At 71.6% G+C, this 14,102-nt stretch carries 13 protein-coding genes; 2 read left to right on the forward strand and 11 right to left on the reverse strand.

The genetic code is table 11. The features are described 5' to 3' along the window. Window positions 1-8: 8 nt before the first annotated feature. Genes efeO through BLT76_RS07455 form a run of 3 tightly spaced genes read right to left on the reverse strand, consistent with a single transcriptional unit; the run spans window position 9 to window position 2,792 of the window. The gene (gene efeO / locus BLT76_RS07445) at window positions 9-1,178 is read right to left on the reverse strand and encodes an iron uptake system protein EfeO (protein WP_090853062.1); all 1,170 of its coding nucleotides are present in this window, start codon (window positions 1,176-1,178) and stop codon (window positions 9-11) included. Then, complete coding sequence (efeU, locus tag BLT76_RS07450; RefSeq protein WP_090853066.1) at window positions 1,171-2,031, reverse strand: iron uptake transporter permease EfeU; 861 nt, start codon at window positions 2,029-2,031, stop codon at window positions 1,171-1,173. Before efeU ends, efeO begins: the two co-directional genes overlap by 8 nt. A gap of 53 nt (window positions 2,032-2,084) precedes the next feature. Further along, window positions 2,085-2,792 (reverse strand): DsbA family oxidoreductase, encoded by a 708-nt coding sequence (locus tag BLT76_RS07455; RefSeq protein WP_090853069.1) that lies wholly within the window; start codon window positions 2,790-2,792, stop codon window positions 2,085-2,087. 51 nt (window positions 2,793-2,843) lie between these two features. Here BLT76_RS07455 and BLT76_RS07460 point away from each other — a divergent pair, with 51 nt between their 5' ends. Continuing rightward, complete coding sequence (locus BLT76_RS07460) at window positions 2,844-5,189, forward strand: ATP-binding cassette domain-containing protein (RefSeq protein ID WP_090853475.1); 2,346 nt, start codon at window positions 2,844-2,846, stop codon at window positions 5,187-5,189. A 4-nt stretch (window positions 5,190-5,193) separates the two neighbouring features. Here BLT76_RS07460 and BLT76_RS07465 read toward each other — a convergent pair whose 3' ends face one another. Beyond that, window positions 5,194-6,069, reverse strand: a complete 876-nt coding sequence (locus BLT76_RS07465; RefSeq protein WP_090853072.1) for a nucleotidyltransferase domain-containing protein — start codon at window positions 6,067-6,069, stop codon at window positions 5,194-5,196. Window positions 6,070-6,146: 77 nt separating this feature from the next. On the opposite strand from BLT76_RS07465, the gene BLT76_RS07470 reads away from it, so the two are divergent. After that, the gene (locus tag BLT76_RS07470; protein WP_090853075.1) at window positions 6,147-6,503 is read left to right on the forward strand and encodes a hypothetical protein; all 357 of its coding nucleotides are present in this window, start codon (window positions 6,147-6,149) and stop codon (window positions 6,501-6,503) included. Here the strand turns inward: BLT76_RS07470 and BLT76_RS07475 are convergent. From BLT76_RS07475 to BLT76_RS07505, 7 genes are all read right to left on the reverse strand, one after another. Further along, window positions 6,500-7,642 (reverse strand): SGNH/GDSL hydrolase family protein, encoded by a 1,143-nt coding sequence (locus tag BLT76_RS07475; protein WP_090853078.1) that lies wholly within the window; start codon window positions 7,640-7,642, stop codon window positions 6,500-6,502. The two genes, BLT76_RS07470 and BLT76_RS07475, sit on opposite strands and share 4 nt — an antisense overlap. Then, window positions 7,639-8,205, reverse strand: a complete 567-nt coding sequence (locus tag BLT76_RS07480) for a TetR/AcrR family transcriptional regulator (protein WP_090853081.1) — start codon at window positions 8,203-8,205, stop codon at window positions 7,639-7,641. Before BLT76_RS07480 ends, BLT76_RS07475 begins: the two co-directional genes overlap by 4 nt. Window positions 8,206-8,400: 195 nt before the next feature. Beyond that, a complete protein-coding gene (locus tag BLT76_RS07485) occupies window positions 8,401-9,636 on the reverse strand; it encodes a calcium-binding protein (protein WP_090853087.1) in 1,236 nt (411 codons plus the stop codon). 179 nt (window positions 9,637-9,815) lie between these two features. Then, complete coding sequence (gene ilvC, locus BLT76_RS07490; protein ID WP_090853090.1) at window positions 9,816-10,844, reverse strand: ketol-acid reductoisomerase; 1,029 nt, start codon at window positions 10,842-10,844, stop codon at window positions 9,816-9,818. Window positions 10,845-10,901: 57 nt separating this feature from the next. Further along, window positions 10,902-11,441: an acetolactate synthase small subunit gene (gene ilvN, locus BLT76_RS07495; RefSeq protein WP_090853093.1), complete on the reverse strand. Its 540-nt coding sequence runs from the start codon at window positions 11,439-11,441 to the stop codon at window positions 10,902-10,904. After that, window positions 11,441-13,192, reverse strand: a complete 1,752-nt coding sequence (locus tag BLT76_RS07500) for an acetolactate synthase large subunit (RefSeq protein WP_090853096.1) — start codon at window positions 13,190-13,192, stop codon at window positions 11,441-11,443. Before BLT76_RS07500 ends, ilvN begins: the two co-directional genes overlap by 1 nt. A 224-nt stretch (window positions 13,193-13,416) precedes the next feature. After that, window positions 13,417-14,097 (reverse strand): 4a-hydroxytetrahydrobiopterin dehydratase, encoded by a 681-nt coding sequence (locus BLT76_RS07505; RefSeq protein WP_090853099.1) that lies wholly within the window; start codon window positions 14,095-14,097, stop codon window positions 13,417-13,419. Window positions 14,098-14,102: the final 5 nt, after the last annotated feature.

Here is a 14,102-nt window from a genome sequence, read left to right on the forward strand (position 1 = left end):
GCCAGGACTCAGGAAAGAACCGCAGCGGTGAGACGCGAGAGCGGCTCGGAGAGGGCGTTGACCGCGTCCGAGAGTCCCTTGACCTGGTCGGCGCTCATCTCGTCGTAGAACACGAAGCCGTCGCCGGAGCGCTCGGCGTCGAGCAGCTCCTGGAGCTCGGCGAACCGGGCGTCGAGCTGCTCGGCGAGCGCGGCGTCCTTCTGCTCGACGAGCGGGCGGACGCCGTCGTAGCCGACCTTGGCGCCGTCGACGTTGGCCTGGAAGTCCCACAGGTCGGTCCGCGACCAGTACTCCTCCTCGCCGGTGACCTTGCCGGTCGCGACCTCTTCGAGCAGCCCGCGCGAGCCGTTGGCGATCTGGTCGACGGTGAAGTCGAGGTCCTGGATCCGGCCGTCGAGGGTCTCGGTGTTGGTCAGCAGGTCCTGCGCGTACGTCGTCCGCTCCTCGGGCGTCAGCACGGTGTAGCCCTTGGCGCGGGCCGGCCAGAGGTCCTTCTCGATGAGGTGCCAGCCGGTCCACTTCTGACCGGTCTCGAGGTCGGCCTCGCGGGCGTCCATCATCGGGTCGAGGTCGCCGAAGGACTCGGCCACGGTCTCGATCCGCTCCCAGTGGGTGCGGGCGACCGGGTAGAGCTCGCGGGCGGCGTCGTCGTCACCGGCCTCGTAGAGCTCGACGAACTCGCGGGTCTTCACCAGCAGCTGGTCGGACTGGTCCTGCACGTAGGCGGCGTAGTTGGTCTGCGCCGCGGTGACCAGCTCCTGCTCGTCGGTCGAGACCTTCACGTCCTCGTCGGACTCGGTGACCGTGAACGCGTCGCGGATGCCGTCGCCCTTCATGCCGGGCTTGCAGGCGGTGACGTACTCGCCCGCGGGGGCGTTGACGGTGAGCTTGCGGTCCAGGCTCGGACCGACGTTCTCGACCTCGGCGACGATCCGCAGACCGTCCTCGCCGAGCAGGTAGAACTCGGTGACCTCGTCGCCGGTGTTGGTGACGTCGAAGGTGAGGGTGCCCGCGGGGGCCTCGGTCGCCGAGAGCTCGCAGGCGTCGGCCGACGAGTTCACGGTCAGCGCCCGCGCATCGCCCGACTCGCCTCCCCCGCCGTTGTCGGTGTTCTCGGTGCAGGCCGCGAGGGCCGGGGCCGCGACCAGCAGCGCGGTCACGATGAGCGCTTTACGCATCGGCGTTTTCCTTCTGGATGGGAGTGGAACGGCGTCGGACGCCGAGGAGGAAGAGAGTCATGACGGGGACGGCGTACAGCACCCACGCCGCGGCCTCGAGCCAGGTCGTTGCGGGCGAGAAGTTGAAGACGCCCTTCAGCAGCGCGCCGTACCAGCTGTTCACGTCGACGGTGTCCGAGACGTCGAACGCGAGGTTGTTCAGCCCGGGGAGGAAGCGCGCCTCCTGCAGGTCGTGGACGCCGTACGCCAGGACGCCGGCGGCCACGATGATCAGGAAGCCACCGGTCCAGGTGAAGAACCGCGACAGGTTGATCGACACCGCACCGCGGTAGATCAGCGCCGCCAGGACGACGGCCGTCGCGATGCCGAGGGCCGCGCCGAGCAGCGGCTCCCAGGTCGGGGGCGCGACGCCCCCGGCGTCGCGGGTGCCGGCGCGGGTGGCGGACCAGAGGAAGAGTGCGGTCTCCAGTCCCTCGCGACCGACGGCCAGGACGGCGACCAGCACCAGCGACCAGCGACCACCCTCGGCGGCCTCGTCGATGCGGCCGCGCAGCTCGCCGGAGAGGCTGCGCGCGGCCTGGGCCATCCAGAAGATCATGTAGGTCACGAAGCCGACCGCGACGATCGACAGCGTGCCGCCGATCAGCTCCTGGGCCTCGAAGGTCAGGGTCTGCGGGCCGTAGGTCAGGGCGGCGCCGAAGGCCAGGCTGATCGCGACGGCGACCCCGACGCCCGCCCAGATCCGCGGGAGCAGGTGGCGGCGGTCGGTCTTGACCAGGTAGGCCACCAGGATGCTGACCACCAGGCCGGCTTCGAGGCCCTCGCGGAGACCGATCAGGTAGTTGGCAAGCACGAGCGACGAGCGTACGCCTGCCTACTTAGGTTCGCCTAAGTGATACGTGTCTCTCAGATCGCGCAGCCGTCGGGGCCGCACGCGTCGGCGTCGCCGCCGACCGACTGCAGCACGGGGTGGGCCTCGGTCCACGCCGTGTCCAGCACCTGCGCGAAGACCGCGGCCGGCTGGGCGCCGGAGACGCCGTACTTCTTGTCGACGACGAAGAAGGGCACGCCGGTGGCGCCGTACGCGCGGGCCTGGGCGATGTCGGCGGCGACCGCGTCGGCGTACTCGTCGGAGGCCAGGACCTCGGACACCCGCGCGGCGTCGAGGCCGGTCACGACGGCGACGGCGGTGAGCACGTCGTGGTCGCCGACGTCCTCGGCGCGCGTGAAGTACGACGTCAGCAGCGCCTCCTTCAGCTCGCGCTGCAGCGCCGGGCCGCCGGTCTCCAGGGCCAGGTGGAGCAGGCGGTGCGCGTCGATCGTGTTGGTGTGCACGTTCTCGAAGAGCCGCAGCTCCAGGCCGTCGGCCGCCGCGGTGTCGATGAGCTGCTGCTGCATGTCGCGCATCTCGTCCTCGCTGCGGCCGTACTTCCTCGCGATCACGCCGGTCGTCAGCTCGTGGCCGTGCCGGGGCGCGCTCGGGTCGAGCTCGAACGAGCGGTAGACCACCTCGACGTCGTCACGGTGCTCGAAGTCCGCCAGGGCCGACTCCAGCCGGCGCTTGCCGACGAAGCACCACGGACACACGACGTCGCTCCAGATCTCGATCTGCATGTCCGGTGCAACGCAGGCCGGGTCCGATTTACTCCGACTATGGTCACGGCCATGACGACGGAGCACACCGCCGACCGCCACGACCTGATCCGGGTGCACGGCGCCCGGGTCAACAACCTCAAGGACGTCAGCGTCGAGCTGCCGAAGCGCCGGCTGACGGTGTTCACCGGTGTCTCCGGGTCCGGCAAGAGCTCGCTGGTCTTCGGCACCATCGCCGCGGAGTCGCGACGGCTCATCGACGAGACCTACTCGACCTTCGTGCAGGGCTTCATGCCGAGCCTCCCGCGCCCGGAGGTCGACGTACTCGAGGGCCTGACGACCGCGATCCTGGTCGACCAGGAGCGGATGGGGGCCAACCCGCGCTCCACCCTCGGCACGGTGACCGACGCCAACGCCATGCTGCGCCAGCTCTTCAGCCGGCTCGGCGAGCCCCACATCGGCGGGCCGACGGCGTTCTCGTTCAACATCCCGACCACCAAGGTCGGCGGCGCCTCCGTCACGGAGTCGGGCAAGAAGAACGTCATCAAGCAGCAGACCTACCTCGGCGGCATGTGCCCGACCTGCGAGGGACGGGGCACCACCTCCGAGCTCGACCTGTCGGTGATCGTCGACGAGTCCAGGTCGCTGGAGGACGGCGCGATCCTGGTGCCGGGCTACACCGCCGACGGCTGGATGGTGGCGCCGTACAAGGAGGTCGTGCCCCCCGACGTCCCGGTCAGCACGTTCACGGCGGCCCAGCGCGAGGACCTCCTGTACGCCGAGCCGCGCAAGGTCAAGGTCGACAAGATCAACATCAGCTTCGAGGGTCTGATCCCCAAGATCCGCAAGTCGATGTTCAGCAAGGACCCGGAGTCCCTGCAGCCGCACGTCAAGGCGTTCGTCGAGCGGGCGGCGGTCTTCGGGACCTGCCCCTCCTGCGCCGGCAGCCGCCTGAACGACTCGGCCCGGTCGTCCACGATCGGCGGCCGCGACATCGGTCAGGTCAGCGCGATGCAGGTGACCGACCTCGCCGGCTGGCTGCGCGGGATCGACGCGCCCAGTGTCGCCCCGCTCGTCCAGGCCCTCCTGCACCTGCTCGACTCGTTAGTGGAGATCGGGCTGGGCTACCTCTCGCTCGACCGGCCGTCCTCCACCCTCTCCGGGGGCGAGGCGCAGCGCACCAAGATGGTGCGGCACCTCGGCTCGGCCCTCACCGACGTGACCTACGTCTTCGACGAGCCCACGATCGGGCTGCACCCCCACGACATCCAGCGGATGAACCAGCTGCTCCTCGAGCTGCGCGACAAGGGCAACACCGTCCTCGTCGTCGAGCACAAGCCCGAGAGCATCGCCATCGCCGACCACGTCGTCGACCTCGGCCCCGCGGCCGGCAGCGACGGGGGCGAGATCGTCTTCGAGGGCGATGTCGAGGGGCTGCGACGCAGCGGCACCCTCACCGGCCGGCACCTGGACGACCGGGCCTCCCTGAAGCCCACGGTGCGTGAGCGCATCGGCGTCCTCGAGGTGCGCGGCGCCGACCGGCACAACCTGCGCGACGTCGACGTGGACGTCCCGCTCGGGGTGCTCACGGTCGTGACCGGGGTCGCGGGCTCCGGCAAGAGCTCGTTGATCCACGGGTACGTCGCCGGACGCGACGGCGTGGTGAGCGTCGACCAGTCCGCGATCAAGGGCTCCCGGCGCAGCAACCCGGCGACGTACACGGGTCTGCTCGAGCCCGTCCGCAAGGCCTTCGCCAAGGCCAACGGCGTCAAGCCCGCCCTGTTCAGCGCCAACTCGGAGGGCGCCTGCCCGGCGTGCAAGGGCGCCGGGGTGATCATCACCGAGCTCGGGTTCATGGACACCGTCTCGACCCCGTGCGAGGAGTGCGACGGCAAGCGCTTCCAGGCCGCCGTGCTGGACCTGCGCCTGGGCGGCCTCAACATCGCCGAGGTGCTCGACCTGCCGGTCACGCAGGCGCACGCGTTCTTCGCCGACGGGGACGCGAGGACCCCGGCCGCCGCGTCGATCCTGGCCCGGCTCGAGGACGTCGGCCTGGGCTACCTCCGGCTCGGCCAGCCGCTGAACACCCTCTCCGGCGGCGAGCGCCAGCGGGTCCGGCTGGCGATGAACCTGGGCGACCAGGGAGGCATCTACGTCCTCGACGAACCGACCACGGGCCTGCACCTCGCCGACGTCGAGAACCTGCTCGGCATGCTCGACCGGATCGTCGACTCCGGCAAGACGGTCATCGTGATCGAGCACCACCAGGCCGTCATGGCGCACGCCGACTGGATCATCGACCTCGGTCCCGGTGCTGGCCACGACGGCGGCACGGTCGTCTTCGAGGGGACCCCCGCCGAGCTGGTCGCCGCCCGGTCGACGCTCACGGGTGAGCACCTGGCGGCGTACGTCGGGTGAGCGGTCACCCGGCCCAGTAGGCCAGGTGAGACCGGTGCAGCCAGGCGTCGACCCAAGCGTGGTCGGGGCGGGTGGGCACGTCGGCGCTGCTGGCCAGCTCGATCAGGCGGTGCTCGGCGCGGTCGACGGCCGCCATCACCTCGTCCAGGCCGACCTCGCCCCGCCGTACGGCGCGCAGGTAGCCGCGGTCGGGCTCAGGGACCGGCAGGGTGATCCGGCCGGTGGTGAGCAGCTCGACACCCTGGAAGCCGAGCCGCAGTGCGTGCATGGCGAACTTGGTGTCGTAGCCGTGCACCGCCACCAGCTCGGGACGGTTGGTGTGCGCCCCGGACTCGCCGACCATCGCCTGTCGCTGAGACCGCAGGTAGCCGAGGAACCGCTCGGCCGCCAGCCGCGAGACGAACCGGTGGGCGTTGGCGACCAGCTCGGCCCCCGCCTCGTCGCGGAAGACGACCTCCTCGTCCGGGACGAACAGGGCGAGCAGGACGGTCGGGTTGCCGGCGAGCGCCAGGCGGCACCACTTGCGCGCGGAGTAGACGACCACGTCCAGGTCGCCCGCCCCCGAGCGGTTGGCCAGCCCACCGGGTCGGTCCCACACGGTGTGGCGCTGGTACTGCTCGAACTCGACCTCGCGGTCGGGGTCGTCGATGCCGCGAGGCACCCGGGCCAGGCCGGTGACGAACCGGGCCGGCTCGAGGCAGATGCCCATCTCGTCGCGGTCGTCCTGCCCGCTGATCGAGGTGCCGTGCACGCCGGAGCCGACCTGGACCCGCAGGATCAGGCCGGCCTCCGCGACCGCCCGCGCCTCCTCCGAGGCGTGCGGGTGCGCGAACCCGGGCGGCAGGGTTCGGTCCCCCGCGACGGGGGTGACGGTCGACATGCGGCCGAGCCTAGGCACCGGCCCGTCCGCGGTGCCACGGGTTTCGGGCTCGCTCGCTGCGCGGAAGACTGCCGGGCATGGCTCGGTACGACGTCAACGACGCCGCGGTGGCGAAGGTGCGGTCGCTGATCGCGGCGCGGCAATACGTCCTCGACAGCGACTGGGGCGAGGTCCAGCCCGATGCGGAGGAGACCAACACCTTCCTCGACCGCCACACCTGGGACGAGTACGCCGCCTGGCACCTCGGCCTGACCGCGGGGGCCAACGACGAGACCAAGGCCCGCCACGCCTTCGGGTACGGCGACTTCCGCCGCGTGCACCGATCCGGCCTGATCGCCTGCGTCTACCGCGCCGCCGAGTGGCGCCACAAGCAGGTCGAGGTCGCCGCCCACGACCTGCTCCAGGAGCTGGACCGGGCCGCGGGCATCTCCTAGAACCCCAGCTTCGCGAACCGCTCCCCCATCAGGCGATGGGTGGCGGCGTCCGGGTGGAGCTGGTCGAGGAGCGGGAGCTCGTCGTGGTCGGCGGGGCCGTAGAGCTCGCGCCCGTCGAGGTAGCGCAGCTGCGGGTCGGCCGCGGCGCGCTGGGCGACGATCCGGGCCAGCTCGGTCCGGATCACGCCCAGCGTGAGCTTGCCGGCCGCCACCTCGGCGGGGTCGCCGGTGGCGCGGAAGGCCAGCCGGCCCTCGGCCATCGCGGCGGGGTCCATCGCGGCCGGCCCGGGGGTGTCCTCGTGGATCGGGCAGTGGATCGCCGAGATCACCAGCAGCGGCGTCGCCGGGTGGCCCTCGCGGATCGTGTCGAGGAACCCGTGCACCGCGGCCGTGAACGCGCGCAGCCGCATCAGGTCGGCGTTGACCAGGTTGATCCCGATCTTGACGCTGATCAGGTCGGCCGGGGCGTCCCGCATCGTGCGGGCCGTGAACGGGTCGAGCAGCGCGCTGCCGCCGAACCCGAGGTTGACCAGGTCGACGCCGGCGAGCCGCGCCGCCACGGCCGGCCAGGTGCCGGTCGGCGTCGTCGCGTTGGAGCCGTGGCTGATCGAGCTGCCGTGGTGCAGCCAGACCGGGCGGTCGGCCGGCACCGGAGCCACGGCCGCGTCGGCGCGGAGCGCGACCAGCTCGGTGGTCTCGTCGTGCGGGAGCCAGATCTCGACCACCTTGTCGCGGTCCGGCAGGCCGGCGAAGCGCGCCGTCCCGGGCTCACCGGGCTGGAGGTCGAACGAGCCGGCCGCCATGTCGATGACCAGCGTCCGGCCGCCCGGCACGGTGGCGCTGACGGGGGGCTCGCCGTCGACCAGCAGCTCGTAGACGCCGTCCGGCCGGGGGGGCACGCCCGCGTAGGCGCGCTTGGTGGGGATCGTGTCGAGCTCGACCACCGTGGCCGTCGTCCGGAGCACGAGGCGTACGCCGGAGGGCTGCGACTCAGCCATCGCGAGCTGGCCGTCGGCGACCTGGGCCCGCGCCCAGGCGGGCAGCCGGTGCGGCTGCAGGCCGGTGGCGGTCTCCTCGAGCTCGATCGCCCCGCGGACGAGGTCGGGGGTGATGGGCGTCCCCCTCAGGTGATCAGTCATGCGGTCCAGCTCCTCAGCATCGTGTCGACGGCATCGAGGACGCGGACCCAGCTCTCCTGCGCGTCGGGCGCACTGTGGTCGAACCCGCCCGCGAGCTCCAGGCTGGTGAAGCCGTGGAAGACGCTGCCGAGCAGCCGGACCGCGTGGGTCTGGTCGGTCTCGGTCAGGTCGTAGGCGCGCAGCACCGCGCGTGCGAGCGCCGCGTGCCGCGGACCGGCGCTGGTCGCCGCCGTGGCCGGGTCGAGCCGGTGTCGGGCGGCGTCGTACCGTCCCGGGTGCTCGCGGGCGTAGTCGCGGTAGACGTCGCCCAACGCGACCAGGGCGTCCCGGCCCGCGCGGCCGGCGAGCGCCGCGTCCCCGCGGTCGGCCAGCTCCTCGAGCGCGAGCAGGGCGATGCGGGTGCGCAGGTCGTCGGTGCCCCGGACGTGGGAGTACAGGCTCGCTACCTGGACCCCGACCCGGCGCGCGACGGCCGAGGCCGTGACGTGCGCAAAGCCGACCTCGTCGGCCAGCTCCGCCCCGGCCCGGGTCACCCGGTCCGGCGTCAGTCCCGCGCGAGCCATGCCCGCCTCCTCTGCCTAATGTGTTTAGGCAGCTTACATCAATGCTTAGGTCGGGACGACCTCGCCCCGCGGACGGCCCGTCACGGCGCGGACCCGCCGGCCGTGACCGGGGCCTGGGTGAGCGACCTCCTCGGTCTCCCCCAGGCCCCGGCGCAGCCCGGTCGGGCCGCGTGGCTCCCGCCCGCGGCGCGGCCGTCAGCAGCTGACGCGGCGCTCCGCGTTGCGGCAGACGTCGTTGCCGAGCCCGCCCTTGACCACGTCGCGGCCCGGACCGCCGTCGAGGATGTCGTTGCCGTCGCGACCGTTGATCGCGTCGTCGCCGCCGTTGCCCGAGATCCGGTTCGGGCCGTCGTCGCCGCGGATGATGTCGCGCACGCCGCTGCCGCGGACGTACTCGATCGAGGCCAGGTTGGAACGGCCGCCCGCGACCCGGACCCGGCCGGACTCACCCGACTGCAGGTCGACGATGCCCTGGCGCCGACCCACGAGGCTGAGGATGTCGTTCCCCTCGCCACCGTCGACGGTGCCGCGGACGAAGGCCTTCCCGGCCCCACTGGCGAAGACCGGCGAGAGGACGTCGTTGCCCGCGCCACCGTTCAGCACGGACGGGAGGGCCGTCACCGGGCCGCCCTCCTTGAGCGAGCTGGCCGCGGTCAGCACGTCGGCGCCGGAGCCGCCGTTCGCCGTACCGCCGTAGCGCTGGTCGATGGTGTCGCGCCCGGATCCGCCCTCGACGACCGCGGCGTACGCGAGGACCCGGTCGCTGCCCGACCCGGCGTCCACGGTCCCGCCGTACGCGGTCACCGTGTCGTTGCCACCGCCGGTCCTGATCGTGTCGCCGTCGGTCGCGTAGCTGGGCCCGATGCTGGACACGTAGACGTCCGCTGCCGCGGTGCCGGTGAAGGTGTCCGCGAAGGCGCTCCCACGGACCCGGTTGATCCCGGTCACGGTCTCGGTGTCGCCGCCGTCGGTCACCGTGCCGGCCGCCAGGTCGACGGTGACGCCGGCGGTGGCCTTCTCGAAGGTCAGCACCGTGCTCGCGACGCCGGTGAACTGGTCCTTCCCGGGACCGGCGAAGATCTTGGTGCCCCGGCCCGTGCCGGCACCGGTCGCGACGTCGACCAGGACGTCGTCGCCCTCCCCGCCGTCGAGATCGGCGCGCGTGCCGGCGATCGCGCAGATGATGTCGGCGCCGCCCCCGCCCTTGACCTTGACCCCGGTGAAGCCTCCGGTGTGGATCACGTCGGCGCCGTCGGTCCCCGTCAGCGTCTGGGCGTCAGCGGTCGCCACGATCGTGGCGTCCTGGCCCTGGCACTGCTCGCCAGCCGCCTGCGCCGCCGGGCCCGTCACCGCGAAGCCCACGCCTGCGACCACCAGCCCCGACGCCGCCAGCGTCGCCTGAACCGTGCTCCTGCGTCCCTGCTTGCTCATCTGTCCTCCGAGTCGGTCACGCGTTTCTTTACTTTCCGGAACTTTCCCCGTGGAGAGCGATCCACGCCTGGTCCGATGCACGGCATGCCCGATCGGTTCGCACCGGGCCCGCGGAAATGCCGCGAGCCGGCGCACCAGGGGTGCGCCGGCTCGGCGGGTGGAGCAGGTGGAGCGAGGGATCAGCGGGCGGAGGTGCCCTCGACGTAGTCGGAGTCGTGACTCTTGACCCAGGCCATCAGCTTGCGCAGCTCGCGGCCGGTCTTCTCGATCGGGTGCGACTCGCCCTGCTCGCGGAACTTGGTGAACTCCGGCGAGCCGTTGTCCATGTCGGTGATGAACCGCTCGGCGAACGCGCCGTTCTTGATGTCGGCGAGCACGTCCTCCATGTTCTTCTTCACGTCGGGCGTGATGACCCGCGGACCGGAGACGTAGTCACCGAACTCGGCGGTGTCGGAGACCGACCAGCGCTGCTTGGCGATGCCGCCCTCGTACATGAGGTCGACGATCAGCTTCAGCTCGTGCAGGCACTCGAAGTAGGCGACCTCGGGCTGGTAGCCGGCCTCGGTGAGGACCTCGAAGCCGTACATGACCAGCTGGGAGGCGCCACCGCACAGGACGGCCTGCTCGCCGAACAGGTCGGTCTCGGTCTCCTCGGTGAAGGTGGTCTTGATGCCGCCGGCGCGGAGGCCGCCAATGCCCTTGGCGTAGGACAGGGCGAGCGGCCAGGCGTTGCCCGACGCGTCCTTCTCGACGGCGACGAGCACCGGGACGCCGCGGCCGTCGACGTACTCGCGACGGACCAGGTGGCCGGGACCCTTCGGGGCGACCATGAAGACGTCGACGCCCTCGGGCGGGGTGATGTAGCCGAAGCGGATGTTGAAGCCGTGGCCGAAGACCAGGGTGTCGCCCTCGGTGAGGTGCGGGGCGATCTCCTCGGCGTACAGCTTCCGCTGGTGCTGGTCGGGCGCGAGGATGACGATGACGTCGGCCTCCTCCGCGGCCTCGGCCGGCGTCAGGACGCGCAGGCCCTCGGCCTCCGCCTTGGCGCGGCTCTTCGAGCCCGGCTGCAGCCCGATGCGGACGTCGACGCCCGAGTCGCGCAGCGACAGCGCGTGGGCGTGGCCCTGGCTGCCGTAGCCGATGACCGCCACGTTCTTGCCCTGGATCAGGGACAGGTCGGCGTCGTCGTCGTAGAACATCTCAGCCACGGTGGGCTTCTCCTTCGTTGTTATTTCGTTGGGTACGGCGAGCCGCGCGCGGTCGGGTCAGACCGCGGCGGGAGGTGCGGGGATGGCCACCGGGCGCAGGGAGCGCTCGGAGATCGACCGGGAACCGCGCCCGATCGCGACCATGCCGGACTGCACGAGCTCGCGGATCCCGAAGGGCTCCAGCACGCGCAGGAAGTCGGCCAGCTTGGCGGCGTTGCCGGTGATCTGGATGGTCACCGCGTCGGTGGCCACGTCGACCACCTTGGCCCGGAACAGCTGGACGGTGTCGAGCACCTGGCCGCGGGTCTCGGCGGTCGCCGCGACCTTGACCATGAGCAGCTCGCGGTTGACCGAGGCCGTCGGGTCGAGCTCGACGATCTTGATGACCTCGACCAGCTTGTTGAGCTGCTTGGTGACCTGCTCGAGCGGCGAGCCCTCGACGTTGACCACGATGGTCATCCGCGAGACCTCGGGGTGCTCGGTCGGGCCGACGGCCAGGGAGTCGATGTTGAAGCCGCGGCGGCTGAACAGGCCGGCGATCCGGGCCAGGACGCCGGGCTTGTCCTCCACGAGGACCGACAGGGTGTGGCGGGTCATCAGAGGTCGTCCTCGTCGAAGTCGGGCGCGAGGTCCCGCGCGTACTTGATCTCGTCGTTGCTGGTGCCGGCGGCGACCATCGGCCAGACCATCGCGTCGCGGTGCACGCGGAAGTCGACCACGACCGGGACGTCGTTGATCTCCATCGCCTTCTCGATCGTGGCGTCCACGTCGGTCGGGCTGTCGCAGGACAGGCCCACGCAGCCGTAGGCGTCGGCCAGCTTCACGAAGTCGGGGATCCGGACCGGGCCGCCGTGCCGCTGCAGGTTGGTGTTGGAGTAGCGCTCGTTGTAGAAGAGCGTCTGCCACTGCCGGACCATGCCGAGCGACTCGTTGTTGATGATCGCGACCTTGATCGGGATGCCCTCGATCGCGCAGGTCGCGAGCTCCTGGTTGGTCATCTGGAAGCAGCCGTCGCCGTCGATCGCCCAGACGGTCGTGTCGGGCATGCCGACCTTGGCGCCCATCGCGGCCGGCACGGAGTAGCCCATGGTGCCGAGGCCGCCCGAGTTGAGCCAGGTGTTGGGCTTCTCGTAGCCGATGAACTGCGCCGCCCACATCTGGTGCTGCCCGACGCCGGACGTGTAGATCGAGTCGGGGCCGGCGATCGCGCCGAGCCGCTCGATGACGTACTGCGGGGCGAGCGAGCCGTCCGCGGGAGTGTCGTAGCCGAGGGCGTACTTCTTCTTCACCCCGGCGAGGAACTCGACCCAGGCCTCGTAGTCGCCGGTGTGACCGGCGTCGGCCTCGGCCTTCAGCGCCACGATCAGGTCGCTGATCACCTCGCGACAGTCGCCGACGATCGGGACGTCGGTGTAGCGGTTCTTGCCGATCTCGGCCGGGTCGATGTCGGCGTGGATGACCTTGGCGCCGGGGGCGAACGAGTCGAGGTTGCCGGTCACCCGGTCGTCGAAGCGGGCGCCCAGGCTGATGATCAGGTCGCTCTTCTGCAGACCGGCGACCGCCGCGACGGTGCCGTGCATGCCGGGCATGCCGAGGTGCTGCGGGTGGCTGTCCGGGAACGCGCCCCGGGCCATCAGGGTGGTCACGACCGGCATGCCGGTGAGCTCGGCCAGCACCTTCAGCTCGCGGTGGGCGCGGGCCCGGATGGTGCCGCCGCCGACGTAGAGGACCGGACGCCGCGACTCGAGGATCAGCCGGGCCGCCTCGCGGATCTGCTTGGCGTGCGGGCGGGTCACCGGGCGGTAGCCGGGCAGGTTCAGCTCGGTCGGCCAGGCGAAGCTGGTCGTCGCCTGCAGCGCCGACTTGGCCACGTCGACCAGCACCGGGCCGGGGCGGCCGGTCGAGGCGATGTGGAACGCCTCCGCGATCTTCTGCGGGATCTCGGCCGGGTCGGTGACCAGGAAGTTGTGCTTGGTGATCGGCATCGTGATGCCGCGGATGTCCGCCTCCTGGAAGGCGTCGGTGCCGATCAGCGACGCGCCGACCTGTCCGGTCACGGCCACCAGCGGGACCGAGTCCATGTGGGCGTCGGCCAGCGGCGTGACCAGGTTGGTCGCGCCCGGCCCGGACGTCGCCATGCAGACGCCGACCTTGCCGGTGGCGGCGGCGTACCCCTGCGCCGCGTGGCCCGCGCCCTGCTCGTGGCGGACGAGGATGTGGCGGATCGTGGAGTCCATGAGGGGGTCGTACGCCGGGAGGATCGCGCCTCCCGGGATGCCGAAGACGTTCTCGGCGCCCGCTGCCTCCAGCGACTTGATCAGGCTCTGTGCGCCCGTGATCTCGCTCATTCCTTGCTTTCCTTACCCGTGGTCCCGAGGTGTATCTGTGGCAACAAAAAACCCCTCGGTTGCTGGGCAACGAGGGGTGACGCGCTGGCTGATCGGGTCAGCGGGCGCGTCGCGTGCGTACAAGAAGGTCCTGGCGCATGCGACCACGGTAGCCCGTCGGGTCTCGTCGCGTCACCAGTCTGACAGGGCGTCCCAGGATGCGGGACGGCGGTCCCAGGATGCGGTCAGACCTCGCGGCCCAGCCAGGTGGTGATGCAGGCCTGGTTGCCCTGTGCGTCCGCCAGCACCCAGTACGACGGCGCACGACCGTCGCTCACCAGCCGGCCGCCGGCGTCGACCGCTGCCCGGATCCGCTGCTCCGCGGTCTCCGGCGGCACCCGGACGTCGAGGTGGAAGCGCTGCTCGACGCCCTCGGGCGAGCGGTGGTCGGACTCCTGGAACCACAGCGTCGGGCGGCTGCCGTCGGGGTCGACCAGCTCGCGGTCGTCGCCCGCGGAAGTCTCGTAGCCCAGCACCGCCGCCCAGAACGGCATGATCTCGTGGCGGTCGTGGGTGTCGAGCGCGAGCTCGGTGACCGACACCCCCGCGGGGTCGGCGTCGGCCCCGAGCCGGCCGGCGGCGTCCGAGATCGCGCGGGCCAGGCGGACGTCGCGGGCGGTGATGCCGCCGACGTCGTGGCTGGCGAGCCGGACCGTCACCAGCGGGTAGGTCAGGTCGACGTCCGGGTGGTGGTTCGCGGCCTCGGCGGCCTCGCCGATCGCGTTGACCAGGGCCAGCCCGGTGGCGAAGTCACCGGTGCGGAAGCGGGCGTGCAGCGCGGAGAACATCACCCGCCAGTCCTCGAGCAGCTCGGCCTCGACGGCGTGGCCGTCCAGGCGCTCCTTGTCGGCCTCCGGGATGCTCATGCCGG

The organism is Nocardioides lianchengensis (assembly GCF_900101465.1).
Taxonomy (GTDB): Bacteria; Actinomycetota; Actinomycetes; order Propionibacteriales; family Nocardioidaceae; genus Nocardioides; species Nocardioides lianchengensis.

What these genes read in the sequence shown, in the direction of transcription:
- BLT76_RS07475 (WP_090853078.1), bottom strand. Translation starts at nt 7,642, where the DNA reads ATGACTGATCACCTGAGGGGGACGCCCATCACCCCCGACCTCGTCCGC.
- BLT76_RS07455 (WP_090853069.1), bottom strand. Translation starts at nt 2,792, where the DNA reads ATGCAGATCGAGATCTGGAGCGACGTCGTGTGTCCGTGGTGCTTCGTC.
- BLT76_RS07485 (WP_090853087.1), bottom strand. Translation starts at nt 9,636, where the DNA reads ATGAGCAAGCAGGGACGCAGGAGCACGGTTCAGGCGACGCTGGCGGCG.
- BLT76_RS07470 (WP_090853075.1), top strand. Translation starts at nt 6,147, where the DNA reads ATGGCTCGGTACGACGTCAACGACGCCGCGGTGGCGAAGGTGCGGTCG.
- BLT76_RS07500 (WP_090853096.1), bottom strand. Translation starts at nt 13,192, where the DNA reads ATGAGCGAGATCACGGGCGCACAGAGCCTGATCAAGTCGCTGGAGGCA.
- BLT76_RS07460 (WP_090853475.1), top strand. Translation starts at nt 2,844, where the DNA reads ATGACGACGGAGCACACCGCCGACCGCCACGACCTGATCCGGGTGCAC.
- BLT76_RS07465 (WP_090853072.1), bottom strand. Translation starts at nt 6,069, where the DNA reads ATGTCGACCGTCACCCCCGTCGCGGGGGACCGAACCCTGCCGCCCGGG.
- ilvN (WP_090853093.1), bottom strand. Translation starts at nt 11,441, where the DNA reads ATGACCCGCCACACCCTGTCGGTCCTCGTGGAGGACAAGCCCGGCGTC.
- BLT76_RS07480 (WP_090853081.1), bottom strand. Translation starts at nt 8,205, where the DNA reads ATGGCTCGCGCGGGACTGACGCCGGACCGGGTGACCCGGGCCGGGGCG.
- BLT76_RS07505 (WP_090853099.1), bottom strand. Translation starts at nt 14,097, where the DNA reads ATGAGCATCCCGGAGGCCGACAAGGAGCGCCTGGACGGCCACGCCGTC.
- efeO (WP_090853062.1), bottom strand. Translation starts at nt 1,178, where the DNA reads ATGCGTAAAGCGCTCATCGTGACCGCGCTGCTGGTCGCGGCCCCGGCC.